General features: G+C 32.3%; 26 protein-coding genes. 14 read left to right on the top strand and 12 right to left on the bottom strand.

The genetic code is table 11. The features are described 5' to 3' along the window. Window positions 1-261: 261 nt before the first annotated feature. The 3 genes from ACW9W3_RS08800 to msrA are packed head-to-tail and all read left to right on the top strand — an operon-like array spanning window position 262 to window position 2,234. Window positions 262-639 (top strand): DUF6659 family protein, encoded by a 378-nt coding sequence (locus tag ACW9W3_RS08800; RefSeq protein WP_457765773.1) that lies wholly within the window; start codon window positions 262-264, stop codon window positions 637-639. 59 nt (window positions 640-698) lie between these two features. Then, the gene (locus ACW9W3_RS08805; protein ID WP_457765774.1) at window positions 699-1,739 is read left to right on the top strand and encodes a hypothetical protein; all 1,041 of its coding nucleotides are present in this window, start codon (window positions 699-701) and stop codon (window positions 1,737-1,739) included. 39 nt (window positions 1,740-1,778) lie between these two features. Then, window positions 1,779-2,234, top strand: a complete 456-nt coding sequence (gene msrA / locus ACW9W3_RS08810) for a peptide-methionine (S)-S-oxide reductase MsrA (RefSeq protein WP_457765775.1) — start codon at window positions 1,779-1,781, stop codon at window positions 2,232-2,234. Window positions 2,235-2,236: 2 nt separating this feature from the next. Here the strand turns inward: msrA and ACW9W3_RS08815 are convergent, their stop codons facing one another. Beyond that, a complete protein-coding gene (locus ACW9W3_RS08815; RefSeq protein ID WP_457765776.1) occupies window positions 2,237-2,668 on the bottom strand; it encodes a universal stress protein in 432 nt (143 codons plus the stop codon). Between the two features lie 127 nt (window positions 2,669-2,795). Between ACW9W3_RS08815 and ACW9W3_RS08820 the strand changes: the two genes are divergently transcribed. Genes ACW9W3_RS08820 through ACW9W3_RS08830 form a run of 3 tightly spaced genes read left to right on the top strand, consistent with a single transcriptional unit; the run spans window position 2,796 to window position 4,469 of the window. Continuing rightward, window positions 2,796-3,584, top strand: a complete 789-nt coding sequence (locus tag ACW9W3_RS08820; protein WP_457765777.1) for an alpha/beta fold hydrolase — start codon at window positions 2,796-2,798, stop codon at window positions 3,582-3,584. 37 nt (window positions 3,585-3,621) lie between these two features. Next, the gene (locus ACW9W3_RS08825) at window positions 3,622-4,047 is read left to right on the top strand and encodes an AbrB/MazE/SpoVT family DNA-binding domain-containing protein (RefSeq protein WP_457765778.1); all 426 of its coding nucleotides are present in this window, start codon (window positions 3,622-3,624) and stop codon (window positions 4,045-4,047) included. Beyond that, on the top strand, window positions 4,044-4,469 hold the full coding sequence (locus ACW9W3_RS08830) for a hypothetical protein (protein WP_457765779.1): 426 nt from the start codon (window positions 4,044-4,046) through the stop codon (window positions 4,467-4,469). The genes ACW9W3_RS08825 and ACW9W3_RS08830 overlap by 4 nt, the downstream gene beginning before the upstream one ends. Window positions 4,470-4,496: 27 nt before the next feature. Here the strand turns inward: ACW9W3_RS08830 and phaC are convergent, their stop codons facing one another. Both phaC and ACW9W3_RS08840 read right to left on the bottom strand, forming a co-directional pair. Then, complete coding sequence (gene phaC, locus ACW9W3_RS08835) at window positions 4,497-5,561, bottom strand: class III poly(R)-hydroxyalkanoic acid synthase subunit PhaC (RefSeq protein ID WP_457765780.1); 1,065 nt, start codon at window positions 5,559-5,561, stop codon at window positions 4,497-4,499. Next, window positions 5,551-6,060: a poly(R)-hydroxyalkanoic acid synthase subunit PhaE gene (locus ACW9W3_RS08840; protein WP_457765829.1), complete on the bottom strand. Its 510-nt coding sequence runs from the start codon at window positions 6,058-6,060 to the stop codon at window positions 5,551-5,553. Before ACW9W3_RS08840 ends, phaC begins: the two co-directional genes overlap by 11 nt. A 164-nt stretch (window positions 6,061-6,224) precedes the next feature. Here ACW9W3_RS08840 and ACW9W3_RS08845 point away from each other — a divergent pair, with 164 nt between their 5' ends. Both ACW9W3_RS08845 and ACW9W3_RS08850 read left to right on the top strand, forming a co-directional pair. Next, on the top strand, window positions 6,225-6,617 hold the full coding sequence (locus ACW9W3_RS08845; RefSeq protein ID WP_457765781.1) for a DUF6659 family protein: 393 nt from the start codon (window positions 6,225-6,227) through the stop codon (window positions 6,615-6,617). A gap of 36 nt (window positions 6,618-6,653) precedes the next feature. Then, window positions 6,654-7,064: a phosphoribosyltransferase gene (locus ACW9W3_RS08850; RefSeq protein WP_457765782.1), complete on the top strand. Its 411-nt coding sequence runs from the start codon at window positions 6,654-6,656 to the stop codon at window positions 7,062-7,064. On the opposite strand, the gene ACW9W3_RS08855 is transcribed toward ACW9W3_RS08850, so the two are convergent. From ACW9W3_RS08855 to ACW9W3_RS08865, 3 genes are all read right to left on the bottom strand, one after another. Next, entirely contained in the window at window positions 7,061-7,357 is a 297-nt protein-coding gene (locus ACW9W3_RS08855; protein ID WP_457765783.1) for a hypothetical protein, read from the bottom strand. The two genes, ACW9W3_RS08850 and ACW9W3_RS08855, sit on opposite strands and share 4 nt — an antisense overlap. Beyond that, complete coding sequence (locus tag ACW9W3_RS08860; protein WP_457765784.1) at window positions 7,350-8,261, bottom strand: transcription initiation factor IIB; 912 nt, start codon at window positions 8,259-8,261, stop codon at window positions 7,350-7,352. The genes ACW9W3_RS08855 and ACW9W3_RS08860 overlap by 8 nt, the downstream gene beginning before the upstream one ends. A gap of 122 nt (window positions 8,262-8,383) precedes the next feature. Continuing rightward, window positions 8,384-9,805 carry a M57 family metalloprotease gene (locus ACW9W3_RS08865; RefSeq protein ID WP_457765830.1) on the bottom strand — a complete coding sequence of 474 codons (1,422 nt, stop codon included), beginning with the start codon at window positions 9,803-9,805 and terminating at the stop codon, window positions 8,384-8,386. A 136-nt stretch (window positions 9,806-9,941) separates the two neighbouring features. Here ACW9W3_RS08865 and ACW9W3_RS08870 point away from each other — a divergent pair, with 136 nt between their 5' ends. Further along, complete coding sequence (locus ACW9W3_RS08870) at window positions 9,942-10,307, top strand: hypothetical protein (protein ID WP_457765785.1); 366 nt, start codon at window positions 9,942-9,944, stop codon at window positions 10,305-10,307. Between the two features lie 2 nt (window positions 10,308-10,309). Here ACW9W3_RS08870 and ACW9W3_RS08875 read toward each other — a convergent pair whose 3' ends face one another. Both ACW9W3_RS08875 and ACW9W3_RS08880 read right to left on the bottom strand, forming a co-directional pair. Continuing rightward, window positions 10,310-11,317 (bottom strand): biotin--[acetyl-CoA-carboxylase] ligase, encoded by a 1,008-nt coding sequence (locus ACW9W3_RS08875; RefSeq protein WP_457765786.1) that lies wholly within the window; start codon window positions 11,315-11,317, stop codon window positions 10,310-10,312. 36 nt (window positions 11,318-11,353) lie between these two features. Beyond that, a complete protein-coding gene (locus tag ACW9W3_RS08880; RefSeq protein WP_457765787.1) occupies window positions 11,354-11,872 on the bottom strand; it encodes a hypothetical protein in 519 nt (172 codons plus the stop codon). 85 nt (window positions 11,873-11,957) lie between these two features. Here ACW9W3_RS08880 and ACW9W3_RS08885 point away from each other — a divergent pair, with 85 nt between their 5' ends. Genes ACW9W3_RS08885 through ACW9W3_RS08895 form a run of 3 tightly spaced genes read left to right on the top strand, consistent with a single transcriptional unit; the run spans window position 11,958 to window position 13,982 of the window. Next, window positions 11,958-12,371, top strand: coding sequence for a CoA-binding protein (locus tag ACW9W3_RS08885; protein ID WP_457765788.1), 414 nt, complete (start codon window positions 11,958-11,960; stop codon window positions 12,369-12,371). Next, the gene (locus ACW9W3_RS08890) at window positions 12,368-12,733 is read left to right on the top strand and encodes a hypothetical protein (RefSeq protein ID WP_457765831.1); all 366 of its coding nucleotides are present in this window, start codon (window positions 12,368-12,370) and stop codon (window positions 12,731-12,733) included. Before ACW9W3_RS08885 ends, ACW9W3_RS08890 begins: the two co-directional genes overlap by 4 nt. A 34-nt stretch (window positions 12,734-12,767) precedes the next feature. Next, a complete protein-coding gene (locus tag ACW9W3_RS08895) occupies window positions 12,768-13,982 on the top strand; it encodes a redox-regulated ATPase YchF (protein WP_457765789.1) in 1,215 nt (404 codons plus the stop codon). On the opposite strand, the gene ACW9W3_RS08900 is transcribed toward ACW9W3_RS08895, so the two are convergent. The 3 genes from ACW9W3_RS08900 to ACW9W3_RS08910 all read right to left on the bottom strand — a co-directional run bounded on the left by ACW9W3_RS08900 (window position 13,979) and on the right by ACW9W3_RS08910 (window position 15,378). After that, window positions 13,979-14,164, bottom strand: coding sequence for a hypothetical protein (locus tag ACW9W3_RS08900; RefSeq protein WP_457765790.1), 186 nt, complete (start codon window positions 14,162-14,164; stop codon window positions 13,979-13,981). The genes ACW9W3_RS08895 and ACW9W3_RS08900 overlap by 4 nt on opposite strands. Continuing rightward, complete coding sequence (locus ACW9W3_RS08905; RefSeq protein WP_457765791.1) at window positions 14,157-14,339, bottom strand: hypothetical protein; 183 nt, start codon at window positions 14,337-14,339, stop codon at window positions 14,157-14,159. Before ACW9W3_RS08905 ends, ACW9W3_RS08900 begins: the two co-directional genes overlap by 8 nt. Before the next feature lie 193 nt (window positions 14,340-14,532). Then, window positions 14,533-15,378 carry a cobalamin B12-binding domain-containing protein gene (locus ACW9W3_RS08910; RefSeq protein ID WP_457765792.1) on the bottom strand — a complete coding sequence of 282 codons (846 nt, stop codon included), beginning with the start codon at window positions 15,376-15,378 and terminating at the stop codon, window positions 14,533-14,535. A 93-nt stretch (window positions 15,379-15,471) separates the two neighbouring features. Between ACW9W3_RS08910 and ACW9W3_RS08915 the strand changes: the two genes are divergently transcribed. Next, on the top strand, window positions 15,472-16,851 hold the full coding sequence (locus ACW9W3_RS08915) for an NAD(P)H-binding protein (RefSeq protein ID WP_457765793.1): 1,380 nt from the start codon (window positions 15,472-15,474) through the stop codon (window positions 16,849-16,851). 46 nt (window positions 16,852-16,897) lie between these two features. On the opposite strand, the gene ACW9W3_RS08920 is transcribed toward ACW9W3_RS08915, so the two are convergent. After that, window positions 16,898-17,824 (bottom strand): cobalamin-binding protein, encoded by a 927-nt coding sequence (locus tag ACW9W3_RS08920; RefSeq protein ID WP_457765794.1) that lies wholly within the window; start codon window positions 17,822-17,824, stop codon window positions 16,898-16,900. A 44-nt stretch (window positions 17,825-17,868) separates the two neighbouring features. On the opposite strand from ACW9W3_RS08920, the gene ACW9W3_RS08925 reads away from it, so the two are divergent. Then, the gene (locus ACW9W3_RS08925; protein ID WP_457765795.1) at window positions 17,869-17,970 is read left to right on the top strand and encodes a zinc-ribbon domain-containing protein; all 102 of its coding nucleotides are present in this window, start codon (window positions 17,869-17,871) and stop codon (window positions 17,968-17,970) included. Window positions 17,971-18,008 lie beyond the last annotated feature (38 nt).

Consider the following 18,008-nt stretch of genomic DNA (forward strand, 5'->3'; position numbering starts at 1 on the left):
CTCACAAAATTTTAGAATATCTTCTGTAGTACTGATTTTAAAATCAGGATTATGTGCAAAAGAACTTTGAGCATTAAAACTAGCTATTAGAACAATTGCTAAAATTCCAAAAATCACCGTTTTCAATAATGAATTATCTCTTGTTTTTGCTTATTAATTCCATGTAAAAAATTCTTAAACATTAAGACCAATTTGGTATTTCATCATAATCATGATCTTGAAATTGACTAGGTTTTTATTTTTGATATCTTAAGTTATTCTATGTCTGACACTGCTTTGAAATTATATGGTGAAAAATGCAATGAACTACTTCGTGAAGAAGAGATACGTTTTGCAGGTATTGTTGATAAGGATGGTCACCTAATCGCTGGTGGTTTTAAGGAAGGTCTTATTCCTCATGAAGGAGATGAGACTAGATTACAGTCTTTTTTGGAGTTTGTATCTAAAGCATCTATTCGAAAAGAATATGATGAGAGTTTGGGGCCAATTAATTACCTTGCAGCAAGACGCGATAAGGCTGTTTTGGTAAGCTTCCCATTTCCAATTACCCAAATTCTCTTGTTAATATCTGCAGAACCTACTGCAAATATTGAAACTTTGGCAAAAAAAGTTGTTGAAATATTCACCGATGTCACTTAAACCGGACAGAGTTATTTGTAGAATTGTTTAATTATATCTGATCAAATTAGCATTCAAATATGAAATATTATTTAATTCTATTTTCAGTGTTAATTCTATTTTCATTTAATTTGAACTCCTCATTTGCAACAGTCAATAATTTTTCAACTGATAAATCATTGTATTATCTTGGAGATTCGATCAAAATCACTGGTAATGTTGATTATGATTCTGCAATACCTACAATAATTATTCAAATCATAACTCCAAGTGGAAGCGGCTTGGCACATATTGACAGTGTAGTGCCAAAAAATGATGGGAGTTTTACTAAAACTCTTCATGCTGGTGGACCTACATGGAATGAAGATGGAAAATATACTATCAAAATCTCTTATGCTGGAAACCTTGAAAAACTAATTGATTATAAAGAAATAAAACCTAATTCTGAATCCAGTAATTCTGAGTCGAGTAATCCTCAACCTTCATCTACATCACCTGGCACAACTAAAATAGAAACACCGTCATTAATTCCTAGGGTTGACTCTGAAATCTCTTTTACAGAAAACCCTAAAATGAGAATTTTTGGATTTCCTTCATTTGATAAACCTCCACAATACTACATCGACAGGTATGCTACAGAACCTCAATACCAATCATGGTTTGATTCACAATTTCCATTATATTCTCTAGACGGTGTTGTAGGGTATCAAACTACTCACATTGAAAATTTTCCTTCATTTGATAAATCCCCTCAATATTATGTTGACCGATATTATACAGAACCTCAATACCAATCATGGTTTGATTCACAATTCCCAGACAAAACAATTTATGATATCTTGGGATTTTCTACAGATATACCAGACTGGATAAAAATATATGCTAAAAATTGGGCAACCGGTGACCTCTCTGATTCTGAATTTATGGCTGGATTAGATTTTATGTTGCAAAACAAAATCATTGTAATCCCTAATGTTGATTACATTAATTCGAGCATAGATGATGTTCCATCTTGGTTTAGGAATACTTCTCATTGGTGGTCTAATGATTTAATTTCTCAACAAGAATTCATCAATTCTATTAAATTTCTTATTCAAAAAGATATTATTTTAATTGAATAATTTAGAATGGTTTTAATTCTATATTGAATGAATAATTTTATGAAAGCAACATTTGGAGCTGGGTGTTTTTGGCATGTTGAGGATTTACTAAATAAGACTAAAGGTGTGAAATCAACACAAGTAGGATATATTGGTGGGCAACTTCCAAATCCAACTTATGAAGAAGTATGTACTGATAAGACTGGTCATGCAGAAGCTGTGCAGGTAGAATATGATCCTGATGAGATATCTTATGAAGAACTTCTTGATGTATTTTGGAATAATCACAATCCTACAACTTTGAATCGTCAAGGGCCTGATGTTGGTAATCAATATCGTTCTGCAATTTTCATTCATGATGAAGAACAAAAAATAATTGCAGAAAAATCAAAACAAGAACTTGAAAAATCAGGAAAGTTTGACAATCCTATAGTGACCGAAATTATTCCTGCTCCAACATTTTACAAAGCTGAGGAATATCATCAAAAATATTTCAAGAAACACGGATTCTCTTAAAATTATTTCACAATAACTACTGGGATCTTGGATGCATGTATGACATAGTTTGATGTACTGCCGAAAAACATTTCTTTAGCAGAACTTCTCCCACGGGATCCTATAACTATCATATCAAATTTTTCTTTTCCATGAGCCATTTTGATAATATTATATCCTATCTCTCCACTCATCACTTTTTCTTTGAATACTATTCCGTGTTTTGCTGCAAGTGTTTTTGCCTCTTCCATTATTTTCTTCACTTCTTTATTTAGCGCTTTTTCAACTGATCCTACACCTCTGAATTCTGAATGTGGAGGTGCATGAATTGAATACACTCCTGTGATAATTGCTCCACAGTGTCTTGCTAAAGTAATTGCAGTTTCAAGGCCTCTTATGGAATTTTTTGAACCATCTAACGGAACTAGTATTTTTGAAATTTTCTTTTGTATCACACAAACCCCGTATTTTCGAACTTAAAAAAGCTAATCTATTTTCTTAATTAGTAAATTAGATGTTCTGGCATCTTCTTGATCGCTGTTTTCACTAAATTTATCTAGTGATTTAATTGAGCTACAAATAGTGGAAGAAAAATTTCTTCAGATAGATGACAACAAGATTCGTTATCTAGAATCTGGAGATTCTCAAAAAACTCTAGTACTAGTTCACGGTTTGGGTGCATCATCTGAAAGATGGGCTAAAGTCATTCCTATTTTTGCAAAACATTATCGAGTATTGGTTCCTGATCTAATTGGCTTTGGATATAGTGACAAACCTCTTGTAGATTATACTCCGCAATACTTTTCAGATTTTTTAAGTAAATTCTTCTCTTTGACTAATACTAAAAGTGCAAGTATCATTGGATCTTCTTTGGGAGGGCAAGTATCTGCTGAGTTTACTTTATCATATCCACAAAAGGTTGAGAAATTAATTCTTTCATCTCCAGCTGGTGTAATGGAGCATTCCACCCCTGCACTTGATGCATATATTATGGCAGCTTTATATCCAAATGAAGTGAATGCCAAAAAAGCATTTGAACTAATGGAATCTTCTGGAGAAGAAGTTCCTGAAGATCTTGTTAATGGTTTTGTAGAGAGAATGAAATTACCTAATGCAAAACTCGCATTCATGTCTACTATCTTGGGATTAAAAAATTCAAAACTTGTTTCATCAAAACTTGAATCTATAGTTTCTCCAACACTATTGATTTGGGGTGTTGATGATCCAGTGATCCCAATTGAATATGCTGATATTTTTACATCTAAAATTCCCAACTGCCAACTTTTTAAAATGGAGAGGTGTGGTCATACTCCATATGTACAAGATCCACAGACTTTTTCAAGTAAATCTTTGGAGTTTCTAGCGAATTAATAGATCATTTAAATACAACTATTCCCAATGATTACCAATGAATGGTAATCAAAACCTATATGATCCTAGTGAAATGTTCAAATCTTGGATTAAAAAAAGTGGTCAAGCTCAAGCAGAATTTATGAAAAATTTTGGTGCTTTGATGACAAATCAACCTGGAAAAACATTTGATCCATTAGAAACACTCAAAGGAGTTTCTGACAGTACTCGAAAAACTCAATCTAACATTATGGAAAATGTAGCATCTATGCAAAATAAAAGCATGGATGCCATGTTTAACATCGGACAAATGCTTCCATCCTTTATGAATTGGGGTGCATACAAAACCACCATTAGTAGTAATGGTAGAATCTCAATACCTGAAGCTGAACGTAATGCACTTGGCTTGAATGACGGTGACTTGGTTCAAGTTATCATCCTACCAATTGCAAAGAAATCAAAAACCAAGGAGGTGAAACAATGAGTAAAAACGAAACAACTAGTAATCCAAAAGATCTGTTTTCTACATATCAAGAAAATATTGACAAAATCTTCAATGGTATAAAACAATCAGTACCTCAGTACCATCAATCAATTACTAACGTACAACAGGAATACCTACAAGCATATGAAAATGTCGTAGATTCAACTATCACATTACAAAAAGAATATGCAAAGAAATCAGGTATTGCAGCAAATATTCCTGCAACTACACTAAAAGTAATGAATGATACAACAGAAGAAATTGTAAAGGCAACTTCCATACAAAATCAAGTGGCACTTGCAACTATCGATGCAACACAACAAAATATCAAAACATTCAACGATAATGCAAAGTCATTTGCTGACCTAAACAGAAACATTCTACAATCTTGGATTTCTGTATTCACTACAAAAAATAACTAGAAAGAATTTTTTTCTTCTTTTTCTTTTTTATGATCTTTCAGCTAACCATTGTCCAAGCTCAGGCAATACCTTTTTTTGTGACAATGAACTGGCAATCATCCCTACATGTCCTGTTGGATACATTCTCAATGTTTTATCCTCACTTCCAATAGCGTAATGTAGAGGCATACTGCATTCTGGAGATACTAGGTGATCTCCTACTGCCACTTGTGTAAATACTGGCATATCTATTTTCTTCAAATCAATTCTTTGCCCTCCTATGTGCATCTTATTTTGAATCAATAAATTATCTTGATAGATGTCTTTAATCCACTGTTTGAATAATTCTCCTGGGATTGGAGGTGTGTCACCTAACCATTTTTCCACTCTGAGGAAATTATCTACAAATTTTTTGTTGTCTATATTTTTGAAAAATTTGACATATTTTTCAATTCCTTGCTCAAATGGTTTGAGTACTGAAAAGCAATAATACATGAATTCCGGAGGCATATTTCCAATAACTTCAACCATTCTATCTACATCCATATGCTTTGCAAGATTGCTGATTACTGTGGTGTCTCGCCATCCATCAATTACTGGTGCAGTTGCAATGTAATTTTTTACACTTTCAGGATGTAAAGATGCGTATGCTGTCGCGATAGTTGCACCAGTACAATACCCTTGCAATGTAATTTTTTCATTTGATGATTCATTTTTAATATATTCCACATACGTATCTAGATAACCATTTACATAATCATCAAAATCAAGATACTTGTCCATGCTAGTTGGTGTTCCCCAGTCTAACATGTACACATCGAATCCTTGTTGTAACAAATTTCTCACCCAACTTTTTTCTGGTTGAATATCCAGAATATGGTATCTGTTTATCAGTGCATATGAAATTAGCAATGGTGTTTTGTGTTGTTTTTCAGTAAGAGATCTATAATGTATTAATCTAGTTTTATCCATCATTTGTACAGTATCATGAGGTGTTACTTCTAAAACAATCTCATCAGGTGCTGCAACTAATTTTGGAGCATTTATTACATTTTTACTGAATTTTAAAATCTCTTCAATTATTTTTGGGTCTACTTTTGACTCACTTTGCATTTTCCTTTATCTCCTTTTTCTTTAATTCTAATTCTAGTTTTCCAACTCTTTTTTTTAATGAATGCATCTCTTTGTAAACTTCATCTATCTCTTCTTTACTTGGAAGATTAACTGATTGTAAAATTACATTAGCTATGTTATTCCAGTGTTTTGTTAATTCTAGTTCCTTTGATACTAGTTTTCCATAATTATCTCCAAAATTCTCCGAATCAAATAATTCTGTAAAATCATTATCAAAAATATCAATCCATATTCTTTTGAATGCCTCTATCTGTTCAACGTCTTGTGGTACTTCTGGTGCTTTTAGATTCACTTTCTTTTGAGCAACTCCCCAAGCTTCTGATAGCTGTTTATAATATTGAGTGAGATATTTGTTAAATTCCATTAAATCTTCATTCATTTCTATTATCTCTGTTGAAATTTTCTTAGAGTTTGCAGCAAATGCGCGCATAGGACCAATTGATGTTAGTGCTTGAGGCTTACTTGCCATTAAATGCATAATATCAGTCCAAAATAATGATAGATGCTTGAATTGATCTGAAATTTCTTTAGATGGTTCTTCTTTTTCTTTTACTGATTCAGGCTTTTCTTTAGTTTGCTCTGGCTGCACAGATATCATTTATCACAGCTCGCAATAAATAGATCGCTTGTAAAGTTAGACTGATGGAGAATGCCGAAGAGCTAGAAAAAATCTGTCAAAAAATCATAAAACTTGATCCTAAAATGCGCTCTGCAAGAATAATCAACAGCCGTGGTCATCTTGCAGCTGGTGGAATGAAAAAAGGTCTACTTTCACTTGAAGCTCAAAAACAAGATGAGATGATGTTCATGGAATTGGCTTTACGTGTTAGAATGAGGCGCGAATTTGATCATGAATTTGGTAAAGTTCATTTTTCAATGTCATATCGAGATAAAGTAATCGTAATGAGTTTCCCATTAAACAATGACGATGTACTACTTCTGTCATCTGAAAAAGAGTTAGACTTTGGAAAATTACCATTCAAAATTCTCAAGATCATTGAGCCTTTGAAAAAATCCCCCACAAAAACTTTCTGAGCAAACTACTAAATCATCTCTCCCCATATCGAAACTATGATATCAAGTCAGAACGTTGATTGGAATGAGATAGACTCACTGGTAAAAACCCTTTCGAAAACTATTTTAAAATTACCTAGAACATTTTCGAGTATCTCTACTGTTAGTAGAGGTGGATTGATTCCATCACGTTTACTTGCTGATCATCTTGGAATTCAAAAAATTCTAGTTGATAAAAAAAAGTTATCTTCAGATTCCTTATTTGTTGATGATATCTTTGATTCCGGTGATACGTTTAAGAAAATTATTTCTAAAGTTGATGAGCCATCAAAACTTGTTTATGTTACATTGTTTGCAAGATGTGGAAAGAAATATCCTAAACAATTAATCTATGCTACTAAAACAAAAAATTCTGCATATGTTGTTTTCCCATGGGATAAATTAGAGTTTAAAAGATTTTTGAATTAATTCATACATTGGGGAATATTTCCCTCATGTCTTTTTTTGTAGCCTGAAATCAATTCATTTTTTATTTCATCAAAATTCACTTCTTCTCTGAATCTGATTCTAGTTGAACTTGAAACACATTTTTTTTCTAGATCTTCTGCGATTGATTTTTTCATGTTTTTAGAGCCTCCGATTAACAATATTTTCATTGATGCATGCATCATATACACCCCAGGCTTTTCAGGTATTTTTGAAATAATTTCTTGATTATTATCTAACCACTCAGACCATTTATTTTCTAACATTTCAATCATTTAGCATTTTTCTCAATCCTGCACATCTATTTCTTATCGTGACTTCTGTCACTCCTGATGCAATTGAGATATCCTTCTGAGATTTTATCTCTCCTGTACTGATACATGCTAGGTATAATGCAGCTGCGGCAATACCCATTGGATCTTTTCCCGCTACAATACCCATTGTTTTTGCTTGATTTAAAATTTCAATTGCTTTTCGTTTACTTTTTTCACTTAACTCTGCAATACTTGCAATTCTTGAAACTCCTTTAACAGGATCAACTACTGGCATTTTTAATTCAAGTTCTCTGAAAATTAATCTATAGCATCTTGCAACATCTTTTCTTCTAATGTTGATTCCTTTTGCAACATCGTCTAATGTTCTAGGCGTTTCTGTATTTCTACATGAAGCATAAAGACATGCTGCAACTAATCCTTGAATTGATCTGCCTCTGACTAATTTTCGCTCCATTGCTTTTCTGTAAATATAAGCTGCTTTCTCTACTACTGCATCTGTTAAAGCAAGTTTGTCTTTTAACTTGTCCATTTCATTTAATGCTTGTCTTAGATTTCTATCTGCAGATGAATGTGCTTGTGTTCTACTATCCCACGTTCTTAATCTTTCAATGGAACTTTTTACACTTGCAGATAGAGGTTTACCTGTAGAGTCTTTATTTGCAGCTCCTATCACTGTTGATAATCCCATATCGTGCATTGTCAATGATGTTCCAGCTCCTACTCTGGTTCTGTTTGTTTCATCATTTGAAAAAGAACGCCACTCAGCACCTGTGTCTGCAATTTTATCTGTAACAACAAAACCACATTTTCCACAAAACAATTCCCCTGTATCTTGATCTGTAACTATTTTTTGATTTCCACATGATGGGCATTTTGGACCCGAGATCATTGTGTTTTTAAGCATAATAATCAATTATTGCCCAATTACCTTATTATCCATTTTACCTAATTTCTGCAGGTTAATTGTATGTAGGTTAAGCTAATACTTGTTCTCGATATTTAGAATATGATTGTATATTTTTGAAATTAACTCAACAGACAATAAGCATATGATGGTGTATATGATGGATACATTATATTCATTTGATCTTCTACATGTTTCAAACCTATTGAATGTCCTAATTCATGTGTCATGATTGTCTCCACACTTTTTACATCATACAACTGAAAACTTCCATCACAATTGTAATCTCCTAATGTTACTTCAACTACTCCTTTACCAAGATGTGCATGGCCTAAAACCCCCTCACCGATATCTCGAACTACCCATGTCACCCACACATTTGCTTCGTGTTTTTGATTTGTAATTTCAAATTTTATTTTGGCTTTTTGATCATTTGTATTCAATTCTTGTTTCTCCCAAAATGCTAAGGAGTTTTGCAATGTGTTTACATGATCTAAGGGAAGTCCTGTTGGCTGCTCATTGATGAATACTTTGTATAAAATATTGTATGTTCCATCAACTATCTCATATGTGGGATCTGGAAAATTACTAGATGCCTTTGATACTTCTGCTTCAAAATTCCATTTTATGTAATCTCTTAAAAATTTCTTTATGACATCCTGACTGGGATTGGGAAATTCGATGTATCTTTTTTCTTTAGTGATGTTGTTTGAAATGTCTCTTAGATATTTTCCAAACAAGTAAAACTCATGATCTAACTCCTCTTGTGATTTTTTATTAAGATCTTTAAGATTTACAGTTATGATTCCTTGCTCAATCATATATTGAATTCCTGATACAAATGCGTCATCGTCAATTTGTCCATCGGACCACCATCCTGCATTGTTTCTTATCCATTTGGGAATTTCATTTGATGTATTTTGTGTTTCTACAGGTGGAATTTGGATTATTTGATTCTCAATAAGATACAGTAATGCTGAAGCAAATTCAGTATCGTCAATTTGTCCATCAGCCCACCATTTAGCTATTGGTTTAACCCATTGGGGAATTGATGTAATGAATTCTTTTTCTAAACCCTTTGGTTTTTCTGTCGGTTTGTATGGGTATTTTGAAATAACTTTTTCGATAAATTCTTTATAATTATTAATTACTATACTGTTAGGTTTTTCATTATGTGCCCTTTGAATATATGCTATAGATTCTTGATATTCTCCAAGATTCCCAAATCCTACTCCAATACCAGTTAATGCTAAGGCATCATTTGGGGAATACTGCAAAACTTTGAAAAACTGTTTTAATGAATTTGTATGATCCTCAAGATTACTTTGTGCAATTCCCTTCATCTTTAGTGTTGAGATATTGTTTGGTGCAATCTCTAAAATATCATCATAAATTGTTATTGCTTGCTTGTAATTTCCCTTAACAAACAGATCTGTTGCTTGATTAAACATCTCTTCTGCTTCTTTCTCTGTTTGTGCAAAAGCAGGTGTTGTAAGATATAATGAAGTAAACAAGATTATGACTAGAAAATGAATATTTTGCATTGTACCTTTTTTCATATTTGTCGTTTTAGATATAATCTATTTCTATTTTATATCAAGTATAACTTGTTATTTTACATGCCATAGTAATTGATACTATTAGAAAATCTTTAATTTATTCATCAACACGTCTTTTGTATTGACAAAAGTTGGAGCAGGTGAAATAATCTATGACTTACGAAAAAAAATACAAGAAATCACGCATGATTTGAATCAATTAGGTGAATTACCATCTGATATACCTGAAATGGTGGCATCTGCAAATTTGCTGCGCTCAAATGAATTCTTATCAAAAGCAAATGATAAGAAAACTGAACTAGTTTCTGCATATGCTGAGTATTCTGAGGCATTAGAGGAAATGCTTTCATCTGTTTTTGAGATACAAAAAGATCTAAAAGAAATTCTAAAAACACAATCCTCTATGCTTGAATCTAAAAAAAAGAAACTCGTTATGACTAAATCCAAAAAAAGAAAAACCTCTAAATCTAAAAGTACTAAAAAATAATCTTATTTTGTTAAATGAATAATATCGCCTGCAATTATTTTATTTGTTTTATTTTTCTCAGATACAATTAATGCTCCATCACTATCAATTTTAATTGCATCTCCTTTTATTTTCCCGTTTACCGTGCTGAGTTCTACTTTCTTCCCAATTGTGGATGATCTTTTTGTCCAGTCTGAAATAATATTTTTTGTTTGTTTTTTATTTAATAATTCATAAATTTTTTCTAATTCTAGTAAAAATGTTTGAACCAAAATTTTTGGCTTGATTTTTATTTTTTGCTCACTTAGTGATGATACTCCGTAAAAATTAGGTGTATCTTTGAGAGTTTTTTCAATCTGTCTGACATCTACATCAAAATTTATTCCCACCCCTAAAACCAAATTTTCTATTTTATTTGATTCTAGTGATACGTCAACTAACATCCCTGCAACTTTTTTTCCTTTAATTGTCAAATCATTTGGCCATTTTAATTCTGGTTTTATTTTGAATGTTTTTTCTATTGCATATGATAATGCAAGTGATGATGCTATTGGAAATAATGTGGTAATTGAAATATCAAACTTTGGTTGTAATATTATCGAAAACCAAATACCTCCTTTAGGCGAGAGCCACTTTCTTCCCAATCTCCCCTTTCCTCCTGTCTGTTTTGCTGCTATTATTATGGTGCCGTCATTTGAAGAGTCTTCTGACATTTTTAGAGCTTGATTTTGAGTAGAATCTATTGAATCAAAATAATATGCCTTCTTTCCAATTTTTTTTGTTTTTAACCCTGATGTAATCTCCCAAGGTAAAAGAACATCTGAGTTTGATGTAAGCTTATATCCTAACTTTTGTTTTGATTCAACAGTGTATCCTAACTCTTGAATTTTTTTAATGTGCTTCCATATTGCAACTCTGCTGATTCTAAGAACATCACTCAAATCTTGACCTGACAAATATTCTGTGTTATGTGTCTGCAAAAATGTTAGAACTTTGACTAATCCTGGTCTGTCAAATGAATTGTAAATCAATCAAGTTATGTTTTAATCCCAAGTATAAAATATGAACTAGAATCCGATATCTATGTCAAATCCGCCATCATCCATACCATCATCCATACTTCCATCATCCATTCCTGTATCTCCTCCATCTGGAATACTTTCTGCAGGTACGTAATCTGACATTGTCATTCCCATCATACTGAACATCATTGAAAACATCATCATATCCATTACTCCAAAAAACATCATCATTGGTAAGAATGACTTGTTATCTTCCATACATTCTTTCATTTTTTCTTTGTCTCCTGTTTTGTAAATTTGGGACATTTGATTCCATTTTGTTTGTAATTCGTGTACTCTTTCATCTACTTCTTTGGATCCTTTTTCTGTAACATTCATCTCTATTTTCTTTCCTAACCATCCTTTTTTCTCCACTACCTCGATTAACCCTCTATTTTCTAATTGCTCTAAAATTTTATTCAATTCTTCGGCTTCAATTTGAGTCGTTTTTTGAATTTTTTCAAATTTATTAATTCCGTGTTTAATTGCTCCCAAAACTATGACGTCTTTTGGTTCTTCTTCCATACGATTTTTAGTTTTTTCTGGGTAAAAAATTCTTTGTTTTACTTAAAATTTCAAAAATTATATTCTTCAACTGTTTCTTATTTTTATGGAACAGGACAAACATACTGATGATCAGATACGTAATTTCCTTTCAATGCAAAAAGTCGCAGTTATAGGAATGTCTAAAAATTCTTCAAAAGCAGCGCATTATGTACCAAAATACCTCTCTGATAATGGATATGATATCCGTCCTGTAAACCCTACGACTGATCAAATACTGGGTAAAAAATGCTATTCGTCTGTTTCAGAAATTCAAGAAGAAGTTGAAATTATTGATGTCTTTAGACCCTCAGAACAAGTTTTATCCATAATTCATGATGCAATCAAGAAAAAACCCAAAGTAATCTGGCTTCAAGAAGGAATACACAATTCTGAAGCAGAAGAACTAGCTAGAAAAGAAGGAATCAATGTGGTCTTCAATAGATGCATGTTGGCAGAACATCAGAGATTGATGAAATAATGACGTTTGAAAATTTTTATCATGATTTACTTGATTTGGCAAAAAAATATGAAAAGCAAAACATCCCTTTAAAGATCGAAGAAGATCTTGAAAATAACATCATCAAAATCTTTGGTGAGAATATTACATCTCTTACAAGAGCAAAAAATGGTCTCAATGATGTCACTGAACTTGCATATGCAACGGCTGAACATCATCCCTATTGGAACATACTTTACAATTCTTCTGAAATTGCAAACAGTGTGTTGGATAAATGGAAAAATACTCTATCTGAAGATGATTTATCTGACATAGATTGGGCACTAAAAGAACTTGAACAAACACTTGAAAAAATCAAAAACAAAAAATCTATTCATTCCTAGGCAGAGATAAATATTCTGGACTGAAAATCATGCTATGCCTATCAAACTTGGTCTAATTGGTAAAACCAATACTGGAAAAACCACTTTCTTTAATTCTGCAACATTATCATCTGAAGAAATTTCATCATATCCGTTTACTACCAAGGCACCAGTATCTGGAATTGCACATGCCATTACATTATGTGTTCACCCTGAATTTAAAATTCAAGATAATCCTAACAATTCAAAATGTCTTGATGGATGGCGCTACATCCCAATAGAATTGATAGATTTACCAGGACTAATCAAAGATGCTTGGAAAGGCAAAGGGTTGGGGAATCAATTCTTGTCCATTGCTGCTCAATCTGACGCCCTACTACATGTTGTAGATGCTTCTGGTGGCGTTGATTCTACCGGTAAAATCACTGAAGTTGGAACTGGTGATCCGATATCTGATTTTGCAGACATTGAAGAGGAGTTAATCATGTGGTATCATAAAATTTTAGAAGGAAATAGGGAGAAAGTATCAAAACTAATCAGAACAGGCACTGATATTTCTGATGCTATAACTGATTTGTACCGTGGAATTGGAGTAACCAAGAATCATGTAAAAGAAACATTTGTGGCAACAGGATTGGAGGAAAAAGACTTTGATAATTTTGATATGGTTGATAGCAAGAAATTTGCATCTCATCTAAGAAAAATTTCAAAGCCTACTCTGATAGTTGCAAACAAAGTCGATGTTGAAGGTGCAGACAAAAATTTTGCACGACTCAGAGAGCGCTTTAACGACTCTATAGTTATTCCGGTAAGTGGAGATAGTGAATTTAGTCTAAGGCGCGCAGAACAGAAAGGATTGATAAAATACTCTCCTGGTTCTGAGCAATTTGAAATTATTAAATCTGAAGATCTGAATGTGAAACAAATCAATGCACTCAATTTTATTAAAAAGGGAATTATGGGCGAATACATGAGAACTGGAGTCCAATTTGCAATTAACGTTGCAGTGTTCAAACTACTCAAAATGAATTCAATTTATCCTGTAGCTGATGAAACAAATTTGACTGATAAAAAAGGACGAATCTTGCCTGATCTGATATTGCTAAAAGATGGGGCTACAATAAGTGATCTTGCAAAAGAAATCCATACTGATCTCACAAAGGGACTTCTATATGGAAAAGATTTACGATACAATCTTAGATTGCCAATAGATTACCAACTAAGGGATAGAGATGTCGTGTCTCTAGTTAGTGCTGGAAAAGATAACTAGTCTTTTTTCTTGCTTCTTGGTTTTGTTCTTAGTACTGCTTTACAGCAAATACATCTAGTGTCATCAATTGACAAAAATATTCCACAAAATGTACATCTTTTTTGTCCTATTTCATATCTTATTTTATTTGGAACTGCTTCTGCTCTATGCATTGTACATATTCCTCTACATGTTCTACCCATTCATCTCACCCCCACTGCACTTTTTTCTACCAAACGATGTTCCGCAATCCTCACAAGACATTCCAAACTCAAAAGATTCTATTTTATCATATCCGCAAACAATACAAATTTTAGTTTCTGGGTTGACTATTTGTAAACATACTTCTTTATTCTCTTGAATTATTTCTTGTTTCATGAATCCACTATGTCTTTGAATTATATAAAATCAAGAAAATTTCTCAACTAGTGCTAATTCATGCATAAAAATCATCAAGAATTTTTAAAATTTGGCACTATGCATTTTTTTACTTTTTACATATGTGCTAAAAAGCCCTAATAGAATCATAATGCAACATATTGTATTTGGTGAAAGAATTGTTCTTAATTTTTCATTTCAATTTTCTAAGTATTTTTTGAATACTTTCAAGACCAATATCTGAAATTATTTGTGCATCAAATTTTGGAATTTTCTCTCTTTGGACTGCCCTTCCTCCTACTAATATTGGAATTTTATATTCACTCCTAATCTTTTTGATTAATCTTTGTCCTGCTAACAAGTTGTCCTCTATAGTAATTGAAATTAGAACTGCATCTGGTTTATTATTTTCAATGAATGTTAGTATAGATTCTGTTGGGATAGATGTTCCAATGTTGAAGATTTTGTATCCTTTAATGGATAGATATGTTTCCAAGACATCACATCCCAAATGATGTTCTTCTCCTAAGGGAACACATATGATAATTTTTTTCTTATTTCCAGAACCTGAAACTTTATCCATTGTTATTTTCACTAATGTAAGTGCAATATTGCTAGCTATATGTTCTGTGGCAACACTAATTTTGTTACTTGCCCAATCTTCTCCAATTTGATACATCACTGGTTTGAGAATCTTATCAAAAAAATCTGCAGTATTAAATAATTTTTCATACTCCTCAAAAATTTTAACACAATCTTCAATATTCCCATCAGTTAACTTTTTGTATAATTGCTTCTTTGATTTTCTAGATGCATCTTCTCTTTTTTTAATATCTTTTGGATTAAATGATGCAAGAACAGATAGAACTTTAGGATCATTTCTGTAATCTACTGGTATGTCGTCTTTTACAACATCAGATGCTTTGCCAAGATATTTTACAATCTCTTGTTTTGATGTACTTTTCTTTGAATCCCATACACTCTTTACAAGATAGAGATATTGATCAGACTTTACTTTTTTAGCTCTAATGTATACCATTACTATAATCTTACATATTTTGTATATAACTAATGCTAACTATCATCAATGGTGCTAATTTGTTAAATACTCTATATCTTCATAAAATTTGAATTGACTCAAAATTCTCTAATTGAACCTAATTTAAAAAATAATCGTTTTAGCATTTTGGTTACTGGTTCTACGGGATTCATTGGCTCTCGACTCATATCCAATTTAACTAAAAATGGCTATTCTGTAAAAGCAATGTCTAGAAGAGAAATCTCACAAACTTCAAATGTCAAATATGTTCAGGCAGATGTTTTTGAAATTGATCAACTACAAAATGCTCTAACTGGAATAGATATTGCATTTTACCTTCTTCATTCTATGGAGGGTGACAAAAATCATTGGAAAGAATTTGCTAATCGCGAGAAACTTCAAGCTCAGAATTTCTTAAAAGCCGCTTCTAAAACAGGTGTCAAAAGAATAATCTATCTTGGAGGTCTTGTAAATGATAGTCTGTCATTATCACCGCACATGAAAAGTAGGAAAACTGTTGGTGAAATACTTGCATCTGGAAACATTCCAGTAACTGAATTACGTGCATCATTGATTATTGGAGCTCAAGGTGGATCATATGCAATGCTGCGATACCTTGTGGAACGATTACCTGTAATGGTTTGTCCCTCTTGGGTTAAATCACTAGCACAACCTATAGCTGTTGATGATGTAATAGAATATCTTAGAGGATGCATGGAAAAACCTGAAACATCTGGTAAAATCTATGAAATTGGAGGGCCTGATAAAATCACTTATGAAGAATTGATGAGAGAATATGCTGCATATTTAGGGAAAAAACTTTTTGTAATTCAAATTCCTTTTTTGACTACTCGTTTATCGTCGTACTGGGTTGATCTTATAACTCCTGTAAAAGCATCTCTAGCTAGACCTCTTATTGACAGCCTTGTACATGATACTATAGTCACTGATAATTCTCTATCTAAAATTATTCCTGTTTCTCTAAAATCTGTTACTACATCAATTGATATTGCAACACAAGAAATTAGAGATAATCCTCCCATTGCACCTCTAAAGGAAGAGAGAACTGGTTTCAAAGTTAATCAAAAACTCCTTATGATGTCATTAATTGCAATGACATTTGTTGGAACTACATATTACTGGTTAGATGATAGACCTAATCTTTTTGAACCTGGATGGATTTTGGTTGGAATAATTTGGTATGTTTCAGTAATACTAGCAATAGTTTTTATCAAAAATAAAACTAGGTTGGGATTTCTTATTGGTGGTATACTGTCTTGGATAACTTTGGCATTTTGGTTATTTGATAACTTCTATGTGTTGTTTGACGCATCATTAATAATGGAACAACCAAATGAATTAATTACTATTCGGAATTTCGTTTGGGTTGGTTTATCTGCATTGGCAGTTTTTGCATCGCATAATACTTTTCATAAAGTAATTGATTACCAATTTAAAGGAAAATCAATTTAAAATTCAGCCTTTATTTTTTATATTTTCTTGATATTAGTTTGCTTCTTTAAATTTTTAAAAATGATTTATTGGGCACCTTCAGATTTTCACATTTGTCTGGCTGAATAATTTTAGCTAATATTTCTAATCCGTCTACAGTTCGTATGCTCGGCTTGCTAAAAAATGAATTTGCGTCAACAGCATAAATTTGATTTTCCTTTACTGCTTTAAGTGAATTCCATATTTCATCTACTTTTAGAATATTATTGTATTCTTTTACAGTCCGTTTTGTGTCAAAACCACATGGCATCATAATTATGATGTCTGGTTTAGAATCAATCACTTCTTGAATATCTAGACGTCTTGAATGCTCGCCAGTTTTACTAATCATGTTGATTCCTCCTGCAAACTCTATCATTTCCGGAACCCAATGGCCTGCTGTAAAAAATGGTTCCATCCATTCTATTGCTAGGACTTTTGGTTTTTCATCATTCTGTTCATTTTTAATATGTTGAATTCGTTTTTCAAGTGATTCTATAATCTCTTTGGCCTTGGTTTCTTTAGATAATATTTTACCTAATTCTGTCACTGATTTCAAAATTTCCTCTATGTTGTGGGGATCCATTGAATATAGCATTGGGTTTGTTTGAAGAATCCCCATTGCTTTGTTTACTTGATTTGTATATGCAGCACAAACCTCGCATGTTTCTTGAGATATGATTAGATCTGGGTTTGCTTTTTTTAGATTGTCTTTATCAATTGTAAAAATATCTTTTCCGTCATTCAATAATTGACAAGTCATTTTATCAATTTCATTACTTGTTAATTCTTCTGAGTTGATTACTGAATTGATAACTATTGGTTTTGTTAATGCATCTGGAGGAAATTTACATTCATGTGTTACGCCATACAGATCATCCTGCACTCCAAATTCATATAGTAATTCTGTTGCACTTGGCAAAAACGAGACTATTCTTTTTGGCAATATTAGCATAATAATTTAGAAGTTCTTAAATCCAATCCTGTGATATGTGCATTATGAAACCTGAGTCTTGCAGAAATTGTGGGAAGGAGTTATGGCAAAATCAGACCATCTGCCCACATTGTGGACGTGAACGGGAACAAGAAGATCCTGAATAACTTAATTAACAAATAGTCATATATCTGAATCAGGCAGA

This window comes from Candidatus Nitrosopumilus sp. bin_68KS, from assembly GCF_054095825.1.

What these genes read in the sequence shown, in the direction of transcription:
- ACW9W3_RS08920 (WP_457765794.1), bottom strand. Translation starts at nt 17,824, where the DNA reads ATGCTAATATTGCCAAAAAGAATAGTCTCGTTTTTGCCAAGTGCAACA.
- ACW9W3_RS08900 (WP_457765790.1), bottom strand. Translation starts at nt 14,164, where the DNA reads ATGGGTAGAACATGTAGAGGAATATGTACAATGCATAGAGCAGAAGCA.
- ACW9W3_RS08925 (WP_457765795.1), top strand. Translation starts at nt 17,869, where the DNA reads ATGAAACCTGAGTCTTGCAGAAATTGTGGGAAGGAGTTATGGCAAAAT.
- msrA (WP_457765775.1), top strand. Translation starts at nt 1,779, where the DNA reads ATGAAAGCAACATTTGGAGCTGGGTGTTTTTGGCATGTTGAGGATTTA.
- phaC (WP_457765780.1), bottom strand. Translation starts at nt 5,561, where the DNA reads ATGCAAAGTGAGTCAAAAGTAGACCCAAAAATAATTGAAGAGATTTTA.
- ACW9W3_RS08860 (WP_457765784.1), bottom strand. Translation starts at nt 8,261, where the DNA reads ATGCTTAAAAACACAATGATCTCGGGTCCAAAATGCCCATCATGTGGA.
- ACW9W3_RS08905 (WP_457765791.1), bottom strand. Translation starts at nt 14,339, where the DNA reads ATGAAACAAGAAATAATTCAAGAGAATAAAGAAGTATGTTTACAAATA.
- ACW9W3_RS08800 (WP_457765773.1), top strand. Translation starts at nt 262, where the DNA reads ATGTCTGACACTGCTTTGAAATTATATGGTGAAAAATGCAATGAACTA.
- ACW9W3_RS08885 (WP_457765788.1), top strand. Translation starts at nt 11,958, where the DNA reads ATGGAACAGGACAAACATACTGATGATCAGATACGTAATTTCCTTTCA.
- ACW9W3_RS08850 (WP_457765782.1), top strand. Translation starts at nt 6,654, where the DNA reads ATGATATCAAGTCAGAACGTTGATTGGAATGAGATAGACTCACTGGTA.
- ACW9W3_RS08910 (WP_457765792.1), bottom strand. Translation starts at nt 15,378, where the DNA reads ATGGTATACATTAGAGCTAAAAAAGTAAAGTCTGATCAATATCTCTAT.
- ACW9W3_RS08845 (WP_457765781.1), top strand. Translation starts at nt 6,225, where the DNA reads ATGGAGAATGCCGAAGAGCTAGAAAAAATCTGTCAAAAAATCATAAAA.
- ACW9W3_RS08830 (WP_457765779.1), top strand. Translation starts at nt 4,044, where the DNA reads ATGAGTAAAAACGAAACAACTAGTAATCCAAAAGATCTGTTTTCTACA.
- ACW9W3_RS08880 (WP_457765787.1), bottom strand. Translation starts at nt 11,872, where the DNA reads ATGGAAGAAGAACCAAAAGACGTCATAGTTTTGGGAGCAATTAAACAC.
- ACW9W3_RS08825 (WP_457765778.1), top strand. Translation starts at nt 3,622, where the DNA reads ATGAATGGTAATCAAAACCTATATGATCCTAGTGAAATGTTCAAATCT.
- ACW9W3_RS08855 (WP_457765783.1), bottom strand. Translation starts at nt 7,357, where the DNA reads ATGATTGAAATGTTAGAAAATAAATGGTCTGAGTGGTTAGATAATAAT.
- ACW9W3_RS08840 (WP_457765829.1), bottom strand. Translation starts at nt 6,060, where the DNA reads ATGCATTTAATGGCAAGTAAGCCTCAAGCACTAACATCAATTGGTCCT.
- ACW9W3_RS08865 (WP_457765830.1), bottom strand. Translation starts at nt 9,805, where the DNA reads ATGCAAAATATTCATTTTCTAGTCATAATCTTGTTTACTTCATTATAT.
- ACW9W3_RS08895 (WP_457765789.1), top strand. Translation starts at nt 12,768, where the DNA reads ATGCCTATCAAACTTGGTCTAATTGGTAAAACCAATACTGGAAAAACC.
- ACW9W3_RS08805 (WP_457765774.1), top strand. Translation starts at nt 699, where the DNA reads ATGAAATATTATTTAATTCTATTTTCAGTGTTAATTCTATTTTCATTT.